This is a genomic window from Wolbachia endosymbiont (group B) of Ennomos erosarius (assembly GCF_964026905.1).
Lineage (GTDB): Bacteria > Pseudomonadota > Alphaproteobacteria > Rickettsiales > Anaplasmataceae > Wolbachia.
On sequence record NZ_OZ034708.1, the window covers coordinates 1,042,126 to 1,060,385 of the forward strand.

Annotated in this window: 19 protein-coding genes, 2 tRNA genes and 4 pseudogenes; 8 read left to right on the top strand and 17 right to left on the bottom strand. The window is 33.5% G+C overall.

Annotation, left to right across the window (positions count from 1 at the left end):
- Window positions 1-36 precede the first annotated feature (36 nt).
- Window positions 37-993: an IS5 family transposase gene (locus tag AAGD95_RS05500; RefSeq protein ID WP_341818409.1), complete on the bottom strand. Its 957-nt coding sequence runs from the start codon at window positions 991-993 to the stop codon at window positions 37-39.
- Window positions 994-1,284: 291 nt separating this feature from the next.
- Here AAGD95_RS05500 and uppS point away from each other — a divergent pair, with 291 nt between their 5' ends.
- Window positions 1,285-1,980, top strand: a complete 696-nt coding sequence (gene uppS / locus AAGD95_RS05505; RefSeq protein WP_341818410.1) for a polyprenyl diphosphate synthase — start codon at window positions 1,285-1,287, stop codon at window positions 1,978-1,980.
- Window positions 1,970-2,596 carry a phosphatidate cytidylyltransferase gene (locus AAGD95_RS05510; RefSeq protein ID WP_341818411.1) on the top strand — a complete coding sequence of 209 codons (627 nt, stop codon included), beginning with the start codon at window positions 1,970-1,972 and terminating at the stop codon, window positions 2,594-2,596. Before uppS ends, AAGD95_RS05510 begins: the two co-directional genes overlap by 11 nt.
- Before the next feature lie 24 nt (window positions 2,597-2,620).
- Here the strand turns inward: AAGD95_RS05510 and AAGD95_RS05515 are convergent, their stop codons facing one another.
- On the bottom strand, window positions 2,621-2,812 hold the full coding sequence (locus AAGD95_RS05515) for a zinc-finger domain-containing protein (protein ID WP_341818412.1): 192 nt from the start codon (window positions 2,810-2,812) through the stop codon (window positions 2,621-2,623).
- A gap of 68 nt (window positions 2,813-2,880) precedes the next feature.
- A complete protein-coding gene (coaD, locus tag AAGD95_RS05520) occupies window positions 2,881-3,387 on the bottom strand; it encodes a pantetheine-phosphate adenylyltransferase (protein WP_265025626.1) in 507 nt (168 codons plus the stop codon).
- Between the two features lie 81 nt (window positions 3,388-3,468).
- Between coaD and AAGD95_RS05525 the strand changes: the two genes are divergently transcribed.
- Together AAGD95_RS05525 and AAGD95_RS05530 are read left to right on the top strand one after the other, a co-directional pair.
- Window positions 3,469-3,541, top strand: a tRNA-Phe gene (locus AAGD95_RS05525).
- A 90-nt stretch (window positions 3,542-3,631) separates the two neighbouring features.
- A complete protein-coding gene (locus tag AAGD95_RS05530) occupies window positions 3,632-4,624 on the top strand; it encodes a glutamine amidotransferase-related protein (protein WP_341818849.1) in 993 nt (330 codons plus the stop codon).
- Between the two features lie 423 nt (window positions 4,625-5,047).
- On the opposite strand, the pseudogene AAGD95_RS05535 reads toward AAGD95_RS05530, so the two are convergent.
- Window positions 5,048-5,188: pseudogene (locus tag AAGD95_RS05535) on the bottom strand (IS982 family transposase); the annotation flags it as partial.
- An 81-nt stretch (window positions 5,189-5,269) separates the two neighbouring features.
- On the opposite strand from AAGD95_RS05535, the pseudogene AAGD95_RS05540 reads away from it, so the two are divergent.
- Window positions 5,270-6,138, top strand: a pseudogene (locus AAGD95_RS05540) (IS982 family transposase).
- A gap of 130 nt (window positions 6,139-6,268) precedes the next feature.
- Here the strand turns inward: AAGD95_RS05540 and AAGD95_RS05545 are convergent.
- The 8 genes from AAGD95_RS05545 to AAGD95_RS05580 form a co-directional block, all read right to left on the bottom strand.
- Window positions 6,269-6,526 carry a transposase gene (locus tag AAGD95_RS05545; RefSeq protein ID WP_341818415.1) on the bottom strand — a complete coding sequence of 86 codons (258 nt, stop codon included), beginning with the start codon at window positions 6,524-6,526 and terminating at the stop codon, window positions 6,269-6,271.
- A gap of 165 nt (window positions 6,527-6,691) precedes the next feature.
- Entirely contained in the window at window positions 6,692-6,991 is a 300-nt protein-coding gene (locus tag AAGD95_RS05550) for a transposase (RefSeq protein ID WP_265026139.1), read from the bottom strand.
- A 91-nt stretch (window positions 6,992-7,082) separates the two neighbouring features.
- Window positions 7,083-8,015 carry a 4-hydroxy-tetrahydrodipicolinate synthase gene (gene dapA / locus AAGD95_RS05555; RefSeq protein ID WP_341818417.1) on the bottom strand — a complete coding sequence of 311 codons (933 nt, stop codon included), beginning with the start codon at window positions 8,013-8,015 and terminating at the stop codon, window positions 7,083-7,085.
- Between the two features lie 9 nt (window positions 8,016-8,024).
- Entirely contained in the window at window positions 8,025-8,498 is a 474-nt protein-coding gene (gene ssb / locus AAGD95_RS05560) for a single-stranded DNA-binding protein (protein WP_265034432.1), read from the bottom strand.
- A 67-nt stretch (window positions 8,499-8,565) separates the two neighbouring features.
- A tRNA-Arg gene (locus AAGD95_RS05565) sits at window positions 8,566-8,639 on the bottom strand.
- Window positions 8,640-8,735: 96 nt separating this feature from the next.
- The gene (locus AAGD95_RS05570) at window positions 8,736-9,551 is read right to left on the bottom strand and encodes a hypothetical protein (protein ID WP_341818419.1); all 816 of its coding nucleotides are present in this window, start codon (window positions 9,549-9,551) and stop codon (window positions 8,736-8,738) included.
- A gap of 4 nt (window positions 9,552-9,555) precedes the next feature.
- Window positions 9,556-10,164, bottom strand: coding sequence for a hypothetical protein (locus tag AAGD95_RS05575; RefSeq protein WP_341818420.1), 609 nt, complete (start codon window positions 10,162-10,164; stop codon window positions 9,556-9,558).
- A gap of 4 nt (window positions 10,165-10,168) precedes the next feature.
- Window positions 10,169-11,608, bottom strand: a complete 1,440-nt coding sequence (locus AAGD95_RS05580; RefSeq protein ID WP_341818421.1) for a hypothetical protein — start codon at window positions 11,606-11,608, stop codon at window positions 10,169-10,171.
- Window positions 11,609-11,916: 308 nt separating this feature from the next.
- Here AAGD95_RS05580 and AAGD95_RS05585 point away from each other — a divergent pair, with 308 nt between their 5' ends.
- Entirely contained in the window at window positions 11,917-12,768 is an 852-nt protein-coding gene (locus AAGD95_RS05585; protein ID WP_410542088.1) for an IS982 family transposase, read from the top strand.
- Window positions 12,769-12,782: 14 nt separating this feature from the next.
- Here AAGD95_RS05585 and AAGD95_RS05590 read toward each other — a convergent pair.
- A pseudogene (locus AAGD95_RS05590) lies at window positions 12,783-13,358 on the bottom strand (IS982 family transposase); the annotation flags it as partial.
- Between the two features lie 102 nt (window positions 13,359-13,460).
- Here AAGD95_RS05590 and AAGD95_RS05595 point away from each other — a divergent pair.
- Window positions 13,461-13,676 (top strand): annotated as a pseudogene (locus AAGD95_RS05595) (transposase); the annotation flags it as partial.
- A 14-nt stretch (window positions 13,677-13,690) separates the two neighbouring features.
- Here AAGD95_RS05595 and AAGD95_RS05600 read toward each other — a convergent pair.
- Complete coding sequence (locus AAGD95_RS05600) at window positions 13,691-14,401, bottom strand: class II aldolase/adducin family protein (RefSeq protein ID WP_341818422.1); 711 nt, start codon at window positions 14,399-14,401, stop codon at window positions 13,691-13,693.
- A gap of 282 nt (window positions 14,402-14,683) precedes the next feature.
- Here AAGD95_RS05600 and AAGD95_RS05605 point away from each other — a divergent pair, with 282 nt between their 5' ends.
- Window positions 14,684-15,286, top strand: coding sequence for an AAA family ATPase (locus AAGD95_RS05605; RefSeq protein ID WP_265025892.1), 603 nt, complete (start codon window positions 14,684-14,686; stop codon window positions 15,284-15,286).
- Between the two features lies 1 nt (window position 15,287).
- Here the strand turns inward: AAGD95_RS05605 and tsaB are convergent, their stop codons facing one another.
- The 3 genes from tsaB to AAGD95_RS05620 all read right to left on the bottom strand — a co-directional run bounded on the left by tsaB (window position 15,288) and on the right by AAGD95_RS05620 (window position 18,224).
- Window positions 15,288-15,890, bottom strand: coding sequence for a tRNA (adenosine(37)-N6)-threonylcarbamoyltransferase complex dimerization subunit type 1 TsaB (gene tsaB / locus AAGD95_RS05610; RefSeq protein WP_341818423.1), 603 nt, complete (start codon window positions 15,888-15,890; stop codon window positions 15,288-15,290).
- On the bottom strand, window positions 15,890-17,020 hold the full coding sequence (locus tag AAGD95_RS05615) for a cation:dicarboxylate symporter family transporter (RefSeq protein WP_341818850.1): 1,131 nt from the start codon (window positions 17,018-17,020) through the stop codon (window positions 15,890-15,892). The genes tsaB and AAGD95_RS05615 overlap by 1 nt, the downstream gene beginning before the upstream one ends.
- A gap of 214 nt (window positions 17,021-17,234) precedes the next feature.
- Window positions 17,235-18,224 carry a ribonucleotide-diphosphate reductase subunit beta gene (locus AAGD95_RS05620; protein ID WP_265025895.1) on the bottom strand — a complete coding sequence of 330 codons (990 nt, stop codon included), beginning with the start codon at window positions 18,222-18,224 and terminating at the stop codon, window positions 17,235-17,237.
- Window positions 18,225-18,260 lie beyond the last annotated feature (36 nt).

Sequence of the window (18,260 nt, forward strand, 5' to 3'; positions counted from 1 at the left end):
GCATAGCACCTTAAGCAGTGATGGTTTACGACAAATTTATGTAATGATTTCAAATTTAGCCATACCAATATCAGTGAATTTGTTGAGCAAATAGCACTTAATTAGTAATTCTTTTTCACGATTTACTTCAGATTTATTCCTAAAGCTAAATCCAAATACTTGCTTCAACCTTGAGAAAAATCCTTCTATGTAAGATCTCTTTCCATAAATTGCTTCCTTTTTCCACTCTTTTACACCATCTTGTCCATATAATTTTATTAACCTAATAGCAGCATTTCTGTCAGACATATAATCTATTTTTGAATGTTCTGCTGCATCCTTTTTTGGTAGAACTTTTGTCTTTATATCGTATTTCTTACACAATTTATAAAGTTTGTGCCTATCGTATGCCCTATCTGCATATAATGCTTTTATTTTGTGCTGAAAATTAACTTCTTCAAGCAAATCGCAAGCTCCATAGTGGTCAGAGTAGAAGCCATTACTGTATCTTGCAGCTATAGCTTTTTTACTATTTACACTTAACATAACATGTAACTTTCTTACTTGCTCGTAGCTTCGGTACTTTCTATCTGCACTGTTTTCCTTACTGTGGCCAGGAGTGTTACTGTAAATGCTGATACTTGTGCTATCTATGATAATTTCAATATTTTCCATGTTGCTTTTATCAACCCTGCAATCATTTATCTTAATATTAAGTTTTTTAAACCTTCTTGATGCTTGTGAATAGCTGATAACTGCCAAATTTTTTCCTATTTGTTGCAGATATCCTTTTATAAACCCCACCGTTTGTCTTAAACCAATTCTAAAAAGATTGACAATTATATGCACCAAAATTACGACTTTATCACTGTAAATATAGTTGCCGCCCTGCATTTTTGGACTATTTTCATACCAATTTTCGATAGCTTCATCGATGTAACGAAAAATATTTCCCCTTTTTTCAAGGAATTTGTTATATTCGTTTTGGTTACTGACTTTCATTTTCTGTGGCATATTTTTTCTTCAACAGTTAAATGGTTATTTATAATGAATTTTGTCAGTAGCCACCAGATTTTTTCGGTTGCTATGCAACAAAGCCCACTGGGATCCAGCTTTTCATACAATCTCGTCAAAAACGTTTGTTTTAGCATAAGACAGCTATTTTTATGCTTATCAGCTCAGTGTGCTCACTTGCAATCAAATTTCTGGATTCCAGTGTTGGGACACTGGAATGACACCCTCCTGGTAGCACAATGTTCGTATAGCTGTGTGTCAGTTACTTTTATGACATCGGGTGAACTTTAAATGTTGAATCAAGAATCTTTACCGAAACATTTAGCAATTATTATGGATGGTAATGGTAGATGGGCAAACAATCAAGGAAGAGTAAAAATTGATGGTTATAAAAAGGGCAGTGAAGTTGCATACGATATTGCCAAGTATTGTACGGAACTAGCCATACCCTACTTAACTTTGTATGCATTCTCTATGGAGAATTGGCTTAGACCCAAAAACGAAACTGACTGTCTATTTGATTTATTTTACTCCGTTTTAACTAATGAAGATAAAGTCAATTTCATTTGCAACTGTAACATTAAGTTGAATTTTATTGGCAATTTAAGTCTGTTACCCAGTAAAATATTGGATCAAATTAAAAAAGCAGAAGAAATGACACATAAGAACGATGGTTTATTACTCACTGTGGCAGTCAGTTACGGAGCAAAGCAAGAAATTACACAAGCTATAAGCAATATTATAAAAGAAAATATTGCTTATGTATCAGAAGAGGAATTTGAAAAATTTCTGTATACTAAAGATCTGCCAAAATTGGATTTATTAATTCGCACTGGCGGCGAAAAAAGGTTAAGCAACTTTTTATTATGGCAAGCAGCTTATGCTGAATTGTATTTTTGTGATACTTTATGGCCTGATTTTTCTTGTCAAGATTTGAGTAAAGCATTAGAAGATTATACAAAAAGAGAGAAAAAATATGGTAGATAATAATTTTATAATTAGAATGTTGTCCTCAATAGTAATATTATTCATATTTTCCTTTGCTACATATTTCAGTGATTTATCGTTTTACCTATTGATTTTTTCAATAGCAGTTTTATCTTCTTTTGAATGGTATAATCTAACCCAAGGAAACAAAATTTTATACATTTTTGCATTATTATTGATTGCACTACCAAGCGCCTCATTAATATATTTATATAATCTACCACAGGGAAAATACGCATTAGTATGGTTCGTCTTAACCATTTGGGGAATTGACATTACTGCCTACCTATTTGGTAAGAATTTTGGTGGAGCTAAAATTTGCCCAATTCTTAGCCCTGGAAAAACTTGGACAGGACTTTTTGGTGCGATTTTAGCTGGAGTAGTGTGCACAATTTTTGGATCAATATTTTTTGGTCTATTTTCAATTTTTTATTCTCCAATCATTGGCCTTGCAATTGCTATTCTAGCGCAACTTGGCGATTTCACTGAGTCGCTTGTTAAAAGAGCTTACGGTGTTAAAGATAGTGGAAGTATGATACCTGGCCATGGGGGAGTGCTCGATCGTATGGATAGTTTCATTTTTACTGCCCCTCTTATTGCTATTTACATAGGCTAAGTCTGCAGAAGAAATAAAGTGCCATTAGAGTTCATCCCTAGTCAGCTCCCCAACCGCTTCTACAGTACAGTCATGGACAAACGTCTTTCCACAATAAGGGCAGGCTATTTCCTCTTCTTCTCCCATATCTAAATATATTAATGGATGGCCAGAACCCTCATCATTCTCATCACCATGACAACAAACTTTTCTTTTATTAACCCTCACTTTTGACATGCTACTCCTTTAGCTTATAACATTTTCTATATTAAATATACCCATTTATAAATAAAAAACAACACACGCTATTCTCCATTTTTTATCCTATTCAGGTTAATCAATTCGTTTTGAACGCCTTTTGATACAAATTTGCTAACATCTTCTCCTAATCTTGCTATTTCCTTTACAAAACTTGATGAGATAAATTGAGTATCTTCAGAAGCAGGAAGAAATATGGTTTCGATTTCAGGAAGAAGTTTATAATTTACCCAACTCATTTGAAACTCGTAATCAAAATCCGATACTGCTCTTAATCCTCTAATAATAACAGAAGCATTTTGCTCTTTGGCAAACTTCACTAGCAACCCATTAAAAGATATAACATCTGCATCAATTCCTAGTCCTTTAATTTCATTTTCAGCCATGCTTGTGCGTAGCTTTGTGTCAAAGGCAATATGCTTATTAACGTTCTCTGCAACTCCTATTATTAATTTATCGACTAGTTTACACGCTCTTTTGATTATGTCAATATGCCCAAAAGTTATAGGGTCAAATGTGCCAGGGTAGATTCCTATTCTGTCATTAATGTTCATCCTTTATTTTTATATAAACTACTTTAAAAACTTTTGATAGACATAATAACATTTTTTATCTAAAAATAAAAGTATACAGTTGGCCTGATAGCTCAGTTGGTAGAGCAAAGGACTGAAAATCCTTGTGTCGCTGGTTCGATTCCTGCTCAGGCCACCTTCTCTTTCTTACCAAATTTACCTTTTTGTTGTAAAACGTTCTATAATATGTTATGATATTGATATAAGTGTTGAGAGGGTAAACTATATGTATAGATATTATAGTAAAATATTTAATATCTTATTAATTATAGTTCTATTATTAAGCAATATTACTTATGCTGGCGTTAGTGAAAAACCGGCATCTCAACATGTAACCAGAAAAGAAGAACCAGCGTCAACTGTCTTGACGGCAGAAAATACAGTAAATACTGACATAGTTGTTGGTTCGTTGAAAACGGAAGAAGCATATGAGCTTGGGCTATCTCAAAATATCTACGAGATGTTTAATAACTTTGGAGTTAAGACTGTACTGATTGATTATAATAAGATAATTAGCCTTGAAAAAATTCAGGCAGAGTCACTTAATCTCGCAAAACAAGATGAAACATTGGCAAAGAAGCTGACATTAGACCGAATAAAAGTTGAAGTTGTAAAGTTTATTAAAGAGCACAAAATAAATAGAATATTTATTCCAGATAATCTGCACTCAGAACCATTCTCACCCACTTCTTGCTGCCAGCTTGTTACTAAAGCAATTGCAAAAATAGTGGATGATAATCCCTCAATTCATTTGCTTGGCATATGCGGCGGTTTGCAAGGTATCATGAATGCAAAGGGAATTGAAGTAGTGAGTGATGAAGAGAAGCGAAGATCTCATTTAAAATCAGCACAGAAAGCTCTCCAACAGATAAAGATCGTTCCAAACAGCCGTTTAGCGGAATTAGTAGCTAAATTCTTAATACCTAATGAAAATGGCTGGTTTTCAACATGTTTTCCAGATGCTCATTCAGGGGCAGTAAGTAATACACCAGAAAATAGAAGAAAATTGGAGTTACTTGGATATAAAGTTGCAGCATTTTCCAGCGATGGGGTAATAGAGGCTATTGAAGATAAGCACGGTAATATTTACTTTCAAAGTCATCCAGAAGCCCTTGTTGTAAAATCAGATAAAAACCTCTATTTATCAAATCACAAGGAACGTCAAGTGTCTACACTAGTTGCTATAGCGATTATAAATGATTTTCTTTATCGTGCTTAATGCTAAAATAGTGGTTTATATGTATCCGTTCAGCAGAGTGGCAAAATAAGGTAGACGAGAAAAGACAACTATAGGAACAAATGGGTGTCATGCCAGTGCGTGACACTGGCATCTACCGTCTTAAACATCAAGATAAAAATTATTGTTTTTTATCATAGCATTTAAACAAATGATGATTTTTCTCATTACAGCAACTAAAGCGACTTTAGCGGCTTTGCCAGAGTCAACTAAACGCTGGTAAAATACTTTCATTTTTTTATAGCTTAATGCATAAAGGTAGAGACAAAGGTGTAGAGATATGGTAGAGTAGAAAAAACCAAAAGAGAGGTAATAGATGGCATCACCATATCAATATGAGCTAAGGGAAAGAGTGATTTCAGCAGTGGAATCTGGAATGGCAGTAGTAAAAACGCGAATTCTGGATTAAGGAAGGAAGAAAGTATAGGAAATAGAAGGCTTTTTGGATTTGATGGAATAGGAAATGAGAGTAGAAAAGATATGAACCAAAAAATTAACAGGGGATCTATGGCGAGTGTGTTCAATTTCTAGTCTATTTTTTAACGCGAATTCTGGATTAAAGGAGAATAGAAAAGGCAAGAAAACAGGGTAAACTCAGCAGTTATAAAAAAACAGATGAGGTTAACCATGGAAGATATAACAAAACTGTTTTGTTTGGTCGATGATTTTTGCAGAGATATAGAGAAAAATTTTGCAGGTAAACTACTGCCAAATGGTAAAAAACCCACAAGAACAACGGAAATTGAGCACTCCGAAATCATGACAATAATCCTGCTATATCAACAATCTCCGTGTAAAAATTTCAAAACTTTCTATCTACATTACCTAACGTTGCTCTACAAATCAGAGTTTCCAAAGTTGCCTTCATATACCAGGTTTGTTGCTCTAAAGCCTAGGGTTTTGTGGCATTTAGCAATGTTGTTGCATTGGCTTTGTGGACAGTCAGAAAACACTGGAATTTCATATATAGACACAACTCCCATTGCAGTTTGTCATGCAAAAAGAATATCCAAAACAAAGTTTTTGCTGGAATTGCAAAATTAAGCAAGAGTACTTACGGCTGGTTTTTTGGTTTCAAATTACATATGGTAATCAATGAAAATGGTGAAATTCATTCACTTACGCTAACAAAAGGCAATGTTGATGATAGGATACCTGTGCCAAATCTGACGGAAAAATTAACCGGCCTTTTGTTTGGTGACAAAGGTTATATTGCAAAAGAGCTTTTTCAGAAGCTGTTTGACCGAGGTTTGAAACTTGTTACCAAGGTGAAAAAAGGTATGAAAAATGCATTGATTTCGCTAAATGAGAAGATTTTACTGAGAAAAAGGTCTATCATTGAGACTGTTTTTGGTTACCTAAAAAATAGACTAGAAATTGAACACACTCGCCATAGATCCCCTGTTAATTTTTTGGTTCATATCTTTTCTACTCTCATTTCCTATTCCATCAAATCCAAAAAGCCTTCTATTTCCTATACTTTCTTCCTTCCTTAATCCAGAATTCGCGTAGAGGTATACTGTGACCCTTGATCGCTATGTAACAGTAGATTTTCAGGGGGTTTGCGTTTGTTAACAGCCATAAGCAAAGAATCCACAATTAATTGTTTTGTCATTGTATGACTCATTAACTACCATGCGTGAGAATTATTGCTGCCAACAACCTTCCTTGGTTTTTATATAAGTAATCCCATACTTTATTTGGTTGCTCAGTGATAAAATTTTGATCTAATATATTAAGAGCAATAACCATATTATTTGGTTGTTTTTTAGTTTTAAATCTTCGTCTAAGTTTGGCTATAATGTCATTTTCCTGCATAACATTTTGCACTGTTTTGATGTTATAATTTTTGCCTAAAGCTTTTATGGATTTTAGGGGCTCCATATCTGCATTTAGATGCTTTTTTTGAATCTCTGCTAGAAGTCCTTCCCTTGCTAATTCTTTATTGCTTTTTTCTTTAGCAATCCATTTATAATAACCACCAGCACAAAACCCTGCATAGTTCCTGTATTTTATAGCAATTTCTATGCTCTTTTATAAAAGAATATTTTACTCTTTTTCTTTGGCAAAATATCCCAGGGCTTTTTTTAAAATGTCTCTTTCTCTTCTTACTCTTGCTAACTCTTTTTTTAGATCAAATCTTTCTTTGTCATAAGGAGCTAGTTTTCCTTTGCCTGGAAATGCGTATGCTCCAGACATTTTTCCATCATATTTTCTTACCCATTTACTTAACATACTGCCATCTATACCTAGATCTTTTGCTATTTTTGTACTTGTTTGACCTGTTTCTTTAACCAGCTTAACAGCTTCCAATTTAAATTCTGCTGTATATTCTCTTCTATTTGTCATATTACACCTCTTTGAAAAAACGTTTTATTTTACTCCAAAAACGTCTTAACTTTCTCTCTACTTTTTCTGGGTAAGGTCAGTGTTCCTAGCCCTAGTCATTAGTCAGTTCTTTCCATCCAAGAATCATTTTATTGGCTTGCCTTAATATCTCAACAGAAGGCAAGTCTTCTGTGCTGAGTGGTAGGCGGACAGTTTGATGTTCTATAAGACCAATATCATGCAAAAGTGCTTTAGTGGGTATTGGGTTGCTGGCAATAAATAGAGCTTTGCAAGCTTGTTGCCAGATATCTGTTGAACTTTTTATGTCATTTCCTGTCATTTGAGGAGTTGTTTTTTTTCTAGTTACGTGCTGGAATGACAGTAGGCATTGCTTAACATATTCATGTGCTACATGTGGCCAAACATTGGAAGCAACGGAAACCAGACCAGCCGCACCATAAGCGGCCATATCGGATATCATATTATCATCTCCGCAAAAGACCTCAATATTTGGAGCAACTTTCTTATACTGAGCTAAAGTATCAACGGTGCCACTTGAATCTTTGATAGCCCAAAATTTTTCGTGGCTGGATAAGTTGCGTACAGTTTCAGCGTGAAGACTCACTCCTGCTCTCGATGGAATATTGTAAAACATAGCCGGCACATGTGCTTTCTCAAGCAGCTTTTCAAACCATAAAGTCTGCCCCATAATTCCGGGCTTTGCATAAATGGGAGTTGTCATTAGATAGCCGTGAATAGGCATACCCTTGCAAAAATCAAGCCATTCAAGAGTCTGATATAGATTCACTCCTGGTACACCAATTATAATTTTCGTATTTAATTTTAGCTCACATACAAATTCGACTAATGTACGCTTTTCAGAATCAGAAAGCGATAGGCTTTCACCTGTGCTACCCAGCAACACTACACCATTTTCAGCTTTAACTTGCATTGTCAGTAAACGCTGCAAACTGCTATAATCTATGCTATCCCCATTGCAATTAAATTGAGTAACACAAGCAGTCCATAAAAATGTAGATTTCAATTTAAATTGTTAAAATGGTATTTCATCGTCGATTAGTTCATCTTTTATATCGTTGTCAAAACTTTCGTGCTTATTTTTTTGTTCTGTTTCATTTTGCTTGTATTCACTCGGCTTGTAATCGGAATTTGGTCGCGAATCCAAGAGAGTAAGAGCACTATTAAAATTATATAGAACCACCTCTGTTGTGTATCTTTCACTACCGTTTTGGTCAGTCCATTTTCTAGTTCTCAAAGAACCTTCAACATAAACTTTACTGCCTTTACGTGCAAAATCTTTGACGACTTTTACTAATCCTTCACTAAAAATTACGATATTATGCCATTCTGTCTTTTCAGAGCGCATACCGGAAAGTTTGTCAGTCCAACTTTCGGATGTGGCTATTGAAAAACTTGCCATCTCTTTTCCATTTTGTGTAGTCCTAATTTCAGGATCTTTTCCTAAATTACCAACTAGTATGACTTTGTTTATGGTACCACCAGACATAATTATGCTCTAAATAAATCCCTTTATTATCTTATATGAAAGTACTATTGTCAAATTTAATTAAAAGTGCACTTGGAGGGATTCGAACCCACGGCCTTTGCCTCCGGAGGGCAACGCTCTATCCAACTGAGCTACAAGCGCATGTATAGACCCGCGGTATCTCATCAGCTAACAAGCAGCGGGATGACGGTTCTTCAAATTGTCGGTAAACCTAAGTCACTTTGGCTATATACTAAATTATTTAATAGATAAGCTATCCAAGTCAAATTTTTGTTTTGGATAAAGCGTAAACATAATACTCTCATGTCCAAGATATACATTTTGAGAATCATTCGCATGCTTTTTTATTGCTTTTTGATCTACGGCCCATACAAAAGTCACACAATTTTCAGTGACTGAGTGCACTTTTAAATCCTTAGTATTTATAAACAGCTTTCCATTTACCCATATTTTCCATGTATCGGGAGAAAGATATAAAATTGAGTCTAAACTCACTACCTTACAGTTGAAATTATCTGATACCTCCTCTTTTGCAGCTCTTGAAGACCGTAAATTGAACTTTTCCATTTCATTGACCATTCTATTAACTGGCTCTTCATCAAAAAAAATGCTTTTTAAGTTACTATATTGTGACAAAACGTCAAAGTCACTTTCCACTGCTTCTCTTATTATATCGTCCCGATCTGTATAGCTTAGTTTTTGATTGTTAATAAAGAAACACTCTTTTGCACGCAAATTTGCTATATCAATAAAATCATCGATTTCTTGATTGCCAACTTTAAGAACACTTTCAAAATATCTTTTTTCTATCATCATTCCATACTGAGAATGATGACAAACCATTTCATCATCACCTTGTTTTTCTATATATACGCATAAATTTCCACTATTTAATCCTAATATTTTATGCTCAATAAAATCTTCATTGCCAATATATTGTCGGCAAGAATACTCCTTACAAATTTCTATGCTTTCTATGATATCTTCACAACTGCAATATGCATTAACATTGGAAATGAGTAGCGTAAAAATAAAAAACAGCTTTATATTCATCACCTTATCTACTTAATATAGTATACCAATCAAAGACTATATTGACTCTCACTATCTCTATCGTATTACCATTCAAAATTTGATTCATAGTTGCAGCATCAATATTTCTCTGCTTGTTTAAAATAAGAGATTTGATCATAACATAACCGGGCAGATTTGGAATAGACTGTAGAAATAAAAAAATATGCTTATCGCTGATTGAACTTAAATTTAGGACCACTTCACTTTTTATTACTTTTGTGCGTTCACTTTTGTTGTGGAGCTCAACTTCTTCAGGTATAGAAATTGATATTTCAGGTTCTAATATATAGTACTTTTTATATAACTTGCTAAGCTCGAAATTTAAATTTGCAATGTATCTGCTACTGTGTAAATTTGAAGAAGAAATTTTTTTCCATAAATCTAGGTTTTTATTTAGAACAACTTCCTTTTTTTGAATTCCAGTAATCTGTAAATTAATAGAACGTATTTTATCAATCGCAATTTGGTTTTTATTATAAACCTTTTCGTTATAGATAACAACATATGTTAATAACCCTATTAATCCAACAGATAATAACAAATACGATATAAACTGAATTGTAGCTTTTCTTTTTAATTGAGAGATAGTCATTAATCTACATTGCCTCTCCTATTTCAACATCAATAGATAGATTTTGCCCTTTAGCAGCAGGTAAGTTAGAAATATTAATGTCATAGGTACGAAAATTATCGTTTAAATTTTTTCGTAGTTTCTCGTATTGATAGGAAATATTTTCACCGGATCGAAAATTAAACCTTAAAGTTGTAGTAATATAACTTTTTGTCTCATTATAATTCCATTCAAATGATCGAAGCTCTATACCTGGTACTTTTAACTTTTCTACATACTTAACTTGTGTAAGAGGAGAGTATTCTATTTTTGATAAAATATTATTGATATTAATAAAATCATAAATTTCATCTATTTTTTTTACATTATAGCTTTGGCTAAGTTTTGTTAATTGGTTATTTAAGGTGCTCTGCTTTGCGGATAAATTATCCGCGACATTGAAATTTGAATACAAATTTAGCAAACAAAGGATGTTAATTACAACTAAAACCAAAGCAAAGTATAGAAAAATTTGAGGAGAGTTTAAATAAAGGTAATTGAATAGATAAAATTCTTTAGTTTCCTTTGTATTAAAAATAGCTGTTGGCTTATTCTTAAAGCTATGAAACAAAATTATAGTATCGCAAAAGTTATCTTTTTCACTTATAGCTAGTTCTGCTCCTAATAGTTTGCCTAACTCATATGGAGTTAATATGTTCACACTGTTCTCTGAAAAATTTATGACTGATAAACTAGCTTTAATATCTTCTGACACTATGATGCAAAGGTCGATAGGGTTATTTTTTTCAAACCCAAACTTAGTTAAGGATCGAATAGTATCTTGCACTTCCTGATATATTCCACCAGCAATAATTCCTGGTAAATTATCATTAGTAAATGATGTTAAACGCGTAAATACCATTTTATTCTCTTTAAGAACCACTTGTCTATAGCCTCCCGTTTTAGTTGCAGCAACTATAATTTTCCAATTATTAGGATCTTTATGTAGAATCTTTTTTGTTATATTACTTATTTCTATAGGAAACATTAATATTCCCTTAAAGTTGGAGCCTATCTCAATAAACACATTCAACCAATATTCTACTAAATGCTTTGCTTTTGATGAAACAAGAAGATAGCACCAGTTTTGATTGAATTTGTTTGGCTTCTCAACCAAAAAAACTGAACTTATGTCATTATTACGAGAAAAATGCTCCATCTTTGTTTTTGCTGATAGATAGGCACTAATCTTGTTTGCCCTTGTAATAAACTGTAGCGAGTAATTTTGATCTGCATGATTAAGCACCAGGTATAAAGGTGCTTTTTTGTCTGATGAAAGACATGAAATTAAATCGGAAACTGCTTTATCGTTTTTGCCCTTAACAAAATACCTTTTATTTAAAGTATTATTTTTAAAATATAGTAACATTATGCCTTCTTCTCCAATAGAAAGCATAAACTTACTTTTGGATTTTGAACTAAACATATTAACAAAGCATATACTTATCTAGAATTAAAAAGGCAATTTATTGAAATTCATTAAACGTTAGAGGGAAATATTGTTATAAATTTTCGCAGCAACATTATTTATATTATAATTTTTTTATAAAACCACTACTAATATTAAGTTATTTAAACAATAGATTAAGAAAGTTCATTAATTAGAAATATACACTATAGCTAACCCAAGAAACGCGAATTCTGGATTAAAGGAGAATAGAAAAGGCAAGAAAACAGGGTAAACTCAGCAGTTATAAAAAAACAGATGAGGTTAACCATGGAAGATATAACAAACTGTTTTGTTTGGTCGATGATTTTTGCAGAGATATAGAGAAAAATTTTGCAGGTAAACTACTGCCAAATGGTAAAAAACCCACAAGAACAACGGAAATTGAGCACTCCGAAATCATGACAATAATCCTGCTATATCAACAATCTCCGTGTAAAAATTTCAAAACTTTCTATCTACATTACCTAACGTTGCTCTACAAATCAGAGTTTCCAAAGTTGCCTTCATATACCAGGTTTGTTGCTCTAAAGCCTAGGGTTTTGTGGCATTTAGCAATGTTGTTGCATTGGCTTTGTGGACAGTCAGAAAACACTGGAATTTCATATATAGACACAACTCCCATTGCAGTTTGTCATGCAAAAAGAATATCCAAAAACAAAGTTTTTGCTGGAATTGCAAAATTAAGCAAGAGTACTTACGGCTGGTTTTTTGGTTTCAAATTACATATGGTAATCAATGAAAATGGTGAAATTCATTCACTTACGCTAACAAAAGGCAATGTTGATGATAGGATACCTGTGCCAAATCTGACGGAAAAATTAACCGGCCTTTTGTTTGGTGACAAAGGTTATATTGCAAAAGAGCTTTTTCAGAAGCTGTTTGACCGAGGTTTGAAACTTGTTACCAAGGTGAAAAAAGGTATGAAAAATGCATTGATTTCGCTAAATGAGAAGATTTTACTGAGAAAAAGGTCTATCATTGAGACTGTTTTTGGTTACCTAAAAAATAGACTAGAAATTGAACACACTCGCCATAGATCCCCTGTTAATTTTTTGGTTCATATCTTTTCTACTCTCATTTCCTATTCCATCAAATCCAAAAAGCCTTCTATTTCCTATACTTTCTTCCTTCCTTAATCCAGAATTCGCGTTTTTGCAATATAACCTTTGTCACCAAACAAAAGGCCGGTTAATTTTTCCGTCAGATTTGGCACAGGTATCCTATCATCAACATTGCCTTTTGTTAGCGTAAGTGAATGAATTTCACCATTTTCATTGATTACCATATGTAATTTGAAACCAAAAAACCAGCCGTAAGTACTCTTGCTTAATTTTGCAATTCCAGCAAAAACTTTGTTTTTGGATATTCTTTTTGCATGACAAACTGCAATGGGAGTTGTGTCTATATATGAAATTCCAGTGTTTTCTGACTGTCCACAAAGCCAATGCAACAACATTGCTAAATGCCACAAAACCCTAGGCTTTAGAGCAACAAACCTGGTATATGAAGGCAACTTTGGAAACTCTGATTTGTAGAGCAACGTTAGGTAATGTAGATAGAAAGTTTTGAAATTTTTACACGGAGATTGTTGATATAGCAGGATTATTGTCATGATTTCGGAGTGCTCAATTTCCGTTGTTCTTGTGGGTTTTTTACCATTTGGCAGTAGCTTACCTGCAAAATTTTTCTCTATATCTCTGCAAAAATCATCGACCAAACAAAACAGTTTGTTATATCTTCCATGGTTAACCTCATCTGTTTTTTTATAACTGCTGAGTTTACCCTGTTTTCTTGCCTTTTCTATTCTCCTTTAATCCAGAATTCGCGTATGAAAAATGCATTGATTTCGCTAAATGAGAAGATTTTACTGAGAAAAAGGTCTATCATTGAGACTGTTTTTGGTTACCTAAAAAATAGACTAGAAATTGAACACACTCGCCATAGATCCCCTGTTAATTTTTTGGTTCATATCTTTTCTACTCTCATTTCCTATTCCATCAAATCCAAAAAGCCTTCTATTTCCTATACTTTCTTCCTTCCTTAATCCAGAATTCGCGTTTATAGCTTACTTTTAATTAGTCTAACCCATGCGTGCCAATCTCTCTCACCAAGATTGCTTTCAAAAGATAGGAGATCCTTTACAGCTTTTGAGCAAATTTCTTCACTTGGAATTGATAACTCCTTATTCATTGCTAACGTTAAACATTGAGTTTTGCACGCTCGTTCTAAATGATACATGTAAAACATTGCTTCTTGTATAGTCCGACCACACGTTATAGAGCCATGATTACGCATTAACATGACAAAATTTTCTTTCAGATCAGCTATTAACCTCTTTCCTTCTGTATCGCTAAGTGCTAGGGAATTATAATTATGGTAAGAGATTTTATTGTAAAGGTGCAGTGCCCATTGACTTATAGGAAGCAGCCCATCTTTGAGAGAAGAAACCGCTACAATAGAAGGTGTATTCAAGTGAAAAATTGCTTGAATATCTTTCCTTGCTTGATAAACAAAACCATGAATTATATAGCCAGTTCTATTATATTGATATTCTTTGCCTTCAATTACATCCCCATCAAGTGATACTTTCATTAACGAACGTTCATTTACTTCATCAAAACGCATACCAAACGGATAAATATAAAACGACTTTTGATCTTCAGAACGCACTGAAAGGTGAGTATATGTATGATCATCGAACTTAAGGTAGGACAAAATCTGATAGGCATAGACTAGATCCCTTTTTACTCTGCTCTTTGTTAACAACACAATCCTCCGTTAGAATATCTTCTGAAGGTTTATACGCGAAAAGAGACTTGTAGTAAACTAATAAGTTTATGCCACTCTGTCTTGCTTTCTGAATACCAAACACTTTTGTGTTGTAGCTTGCTTAAAAATAGTTATCATTATTATAGAGTTTATATACAGAATTTATGTTTCTAAATTACATAATATCTTAACTATAAAAATAATTTTCTATATAATATTTCATATGTTTTAAAGCTTCATTTTTATGTTATTATAAATGTAGGTTTTAAGATTGAAAATAATATGGTAAATATTAACACAAAAAAGCAGCCAGCAGGATTTTTCATATATCTCTCTGGTCTTTCAGGAAGTGGTAAACTTTCCACAGCAATAGAATTATCCTATATGATAAACGCATTAATTGTAAATAGTAAGTTCTATAACAATATTCAAGTTTGCTCTATATACAATGGTGTCTTTGAACGTGATCAAATACCTAAAGAAGTTCAAGATAGAATATATGGCATTATGCAAATTATGCTTCAGGTAATAGAAAATTATCCAATTCACTCAAAAAATTACATATTTATTGATGAGTTGATGGAAAATAATGACCAGAACATGAGGATGTATGATTCAATAGTAAGGCTTAGTAAAAAAATGAACACAGAAATCCTTCCTGTGGTACTTAGGTGTGATCTGCCGACATTACAAAAGCGTATTGCATTAAAAAGGCAAAGAAAAAATAGGAAGGCGATTAATGTAAATAGCATGATAGAGCAATGTAGAATTAACAATTTATTTATACCACCGAGTGCCATAGAGATAGAAAATTCAGATATGAGTATAAAAGAAGTAGCTCAAGAGATAGTAAACCAGATGCACAGGCTTTACGCAAAAGAATAGTCTATAGCAATTTCATATACTGAGGCTCATTTAAATATAGAGCTTCAACTTCTTTTAATTTTTGCTTGTTCTTCAGTCTATAATGAACTAATAGTCCTGCATGGCTAGCATTTAAATTGTAGTTCATATATGTAATGCAGTCACTGCTTGTAGCGTGACACTGGGATCCAGGGTCACGTGCTGCAGTTGGACCAGATAGCGGCAATAAATTGAAATCAAATAACTGCGTATAAAACCCTTGAGCATTTTTGATTATAGCTCTGATATTTTTTTTGCTATTCGTACAAAGCAAAGATATTGTGTAAGCTTGAACTTCCAGCGCATTAACTCCGTATAATGGCTTATCTGTAGCAAGATTTATACCTTGTGCAGCTGATATACCAACTCTAATTCCAGTGAAACTTCCTGGTCCAACTACTACCGCCAAATGATCTATTTTATCATAATTATAGTTGTGCTTATCAAACAAAGTATTCAGTATTTGAAAAAATGATTCTGCATGACTATTGCTGGCGGAATTGCGCTCTACAAAACAGTTACCATCATAATCAACTATTGCTATTGAACTACCAATACCTACAGTATCAATCGCCAAAATAGACATTACTTAAGCTTATCATGGAGTTTTGAAAATATTATAGCAAAGGCACCATTACCCATAACATTTGCTGAAGTGATTATTGGATCAAACACTATATACAATGCTGTGATTAACGAAAGCATTTCTGGAGAGAATTTAAGATATTTCTCAAGAATAGGTAGCATTACCATAATTCCTCCTGCCGGCACTGCAACAATAGCAAACTTAAATAACAAAAAATAGAAAAGGAAAGTCACATAGTCTGTTGTGTACAATGAATAACCGGAGGCAATTATCATCGATAATATTATGATAAAAAAGCAATCACCTACTAAATGAAAGCTAGCAGTTATTGGTACAACAGACGATGCTATGTCAGGTTGCTTTACATTTTTTTTGTTTCCTTCAAGAGTAAGCGGCATAGTTGCATTACTAGACATTGTGCTCATTGCAGTAATAAATGCCGGTATCATATTGCCTATACTAGCTATCCAGCTTGTGATCTTGAATGAATTTGCTGCTCCATATAAGAGAAAAACATAAAGGTAGGTTGCAGATGCTATAATAATGAAAATTATTGAGTAATCCTTAAATATTATAGATAAAACTTGATCATGCTGCATTTTTAAAGCAAGCCCAAGTACGAATATTGGAATAATCGGCGTCAAAAACGTCTTCAAAATAAAGAGAGTTAAATCTAACATTTTGTTCGAAAGCTCTTTGCTTTTCTTAGGTAGCAGTATAGACACTACTATGCTGGACACAAATCCACAAGCAAGGGCATAAAAATTAGAAAGGAGTAGCGGCAGCCTAAATGACCATAAAGGAACAATTGTTTCTTCATACGTTATATCTTGTATTGAATAAGTGTTTTGTATGATAAAATGCCCAACAGAATAAGCTATTAAACTTGAAGCCAGATTCGATAAGAAGATCATTATAATAAGTAACAATATAAACTTTATAGCTGACTGCTTAAGATTGTTAACACTGCTAAAGATTAACGCAAAAACAATAAAAGGCATTATAAATAGCAAAACCTCTTTTATACTCAGGCTCGTTGAGTACAAAAAGGTTTTTACTTCCATTGGAACTAAATGACCAAAGAATGCAACTGAAGTGATGACCGTGAGTAAGATTAATAGTTGTAGCACGTTCTTATATACCAATGTCCTATGGACATATATATGGTAAGTTAGTTGTTAAGTAAAGCACAACTGTCTAAACTGCTGTGGAACACTATGAAAAACCAGCTGCTTTTGTTGCTCCCGCGCGTACTGTACGAATATTGTCTATCAGATCCCAGTGCCCTCTTCTTGTCATTCCAGTGCTTGACACTGGAATGACAAAGAAGAGTGAAATTAGCACTCACTTATTATTCGTGTCGTTTTCAGTAAAAGCCTCCTCCCATGTGCCTTGAGTTGCTGCACGGCTATACTCTGTTACTCTATTTTCAAAGAAATTCGTATGTTCCACGCCATTTAGTATTTCATCAAGCCATGGAATAGGATTATCATTGACATCATATATGGATTCAAGACCTAATTGCATTAACCGTCTGTTTGCTACGTAGCGTATGTAATTGCGCACTTCTTCTGCGGATAGTCCTTCAACATCTCCGAAATCAAAAGCAAGCTTTATAAATTCATCTTCAAGTTCAACGATAGTGCGGCATGCAGAGTATAATTCCTCTTTAAATTCTTCGTCCCAAATTTCATTATTCTCTTTAATAAATGTATTAAATAACATAATAATTGAATTGGTGTGCAAAGTTTCATCACGGGCTGACCAGGCGATTATCTGCCCCATGCCTTTCATTTTTCCAAAGCGTTGGAAATTGAGCAAAATTGCAAACGATGCGAATAACTGCAACCCCTCGGTAAATGCACCAAACACTGCTAGAGTTTTAGCTACATGTTTTTTATCGTGTTTTTTGCTTTCCTCAAATTCTAGCATGTACTCATACTTCTTTCTCATAGCATCATACTTTAAGAATGCTTGATACTCGCTTTCTTGCATGCCAATTGTGTCTAAAAGATAAGAATAAGCTGCAATATGTATAGTTTCCATATTGGAAAAGCTTGCAAGCATCATGCATATTTCTGTTGGCTTAAATATATTTGAATAATGCCTCATGTAGCAGTTATTTACTTCAATGTCCGCTTGAGTAAAGAATCTAAAAATCTGAGTTAGTAGATTTTTCTCTACGTTTGAAAGTTTAGTTTTCCAATCTTTCACGTCATCAGCAAGCGGAACTTCTTCAGGTATCCAATGGATTCTTTGTTGCTGCAGCCACGCATCATACGCCCAAGGGTAATTAAAAGGTTTGTATATTGGATCTGCTTCTAACAATGACATAAGACACCTATTATTTTCTAAAGTAAATATTATATT

Bases quoted from the DNA above. Each gene is read 5' to 3' on its own strand.
- coaD (WP_265025626.1), bottom strand. From the start codon at position 3,387: ATGAACATTAATGACAGAATAGGAATCTACCCTGGCACATTTGACCCT.
- AAGD95_RS05580 (WP_341818421.1), bottom strand. From the start codon at position 11,608: ATGTTTAGTTCAAAATCCAAAAGTAAGTTTATGCTTTCTATTGGAGAA.
- ssb (WP_265034432.1), bottom strand. From the start codon at position 8,498: ATGTCTGGTGGTACCATAAACAAAGTCATACTAGTTGGTAATTTAGGA.
- AAGD95_RS05500 (WP_341818409.1), bottom strand. From the start codon at position 993: ATGCCACAGAAAATGAAAGTCAGTAACCAAAACGAATATAACAAATTC.
- AAGD95_RS05620 (WP_265025895.1), bottom strand. From the start codon at position 18,224: ATGTCATTGTTAGAAGCAGATCCAATATACAAACCTTTTAATTACCCT.
- AAGD95_RS05510 (WP_341818411.1), top strand. From the start codon at position 1,970: ATGGTAGATAATAATTTTATAATTAGAATGTTGTCCTCAATAGTAATA.
- AAGD95_RS05575 (WP_341818420.1), bottom strand. From the start codon at position 10,164: ATGACTATCTCTCAATTAAAAAGAAAAGCTACAATTCAGTTTATATCG.
- AAGD95_RS05605 (WP_265025892.1), top strand. From the start codon at position 14,684: ATGGTAAATATTAACACAAAAAAGCAGCCAGCAGGATTTTTCATATAT.
- tsaB (WP_341818423.1), bottom strand. From the start codon at position 15,890: ATGTCTATTTTGGCGATTGATACTGTAGGTATTGGTAGTTCAATAGCA.
- AAGD95_RS05545 (WP_341818415.1), bottom strand. From the start codon at position 6,526: ATGGAGCCCCTAAAATCCATAAAAGCTTTAGGCAAAAATTATAACATC.
- AAGD95_RS05550 (WP_265026139.1), bottom strand. From the start codon at position 6,991: ATGACAAATAGAAGAGAATATACAGCAGAATTTAAATTGGAAGCTGTT.
- AAGD95_RS05530 (WP_341818849.1), top strand. From the start codon at position 3,632: ATGTATAGATATTATAGTAAAATATTTAATATCTTATTAATTATAGTT.
- uppS (WP_341818410.1), top strand. From the start codon at position 1,285: ATGTTGAATCAAGAATCTTTACCGAAACATTTAGCAATTATTATGGAT.
- AAGD95_RS05515 (WP_341818412.1), bottom strand. From the start codon at position 2,812: ATGTCAAAAGTGAGGGTTAATAAAAGAAAAGTTTGTTGTCATGGTGAT.
- AAGD95_RS05570 (WP_341818419.1), bottom strand. From the start codon at position 9,551: ATGAATATAAAGCTGTTTTTTATTTTTACGCTACTCATTTCCAATGTT.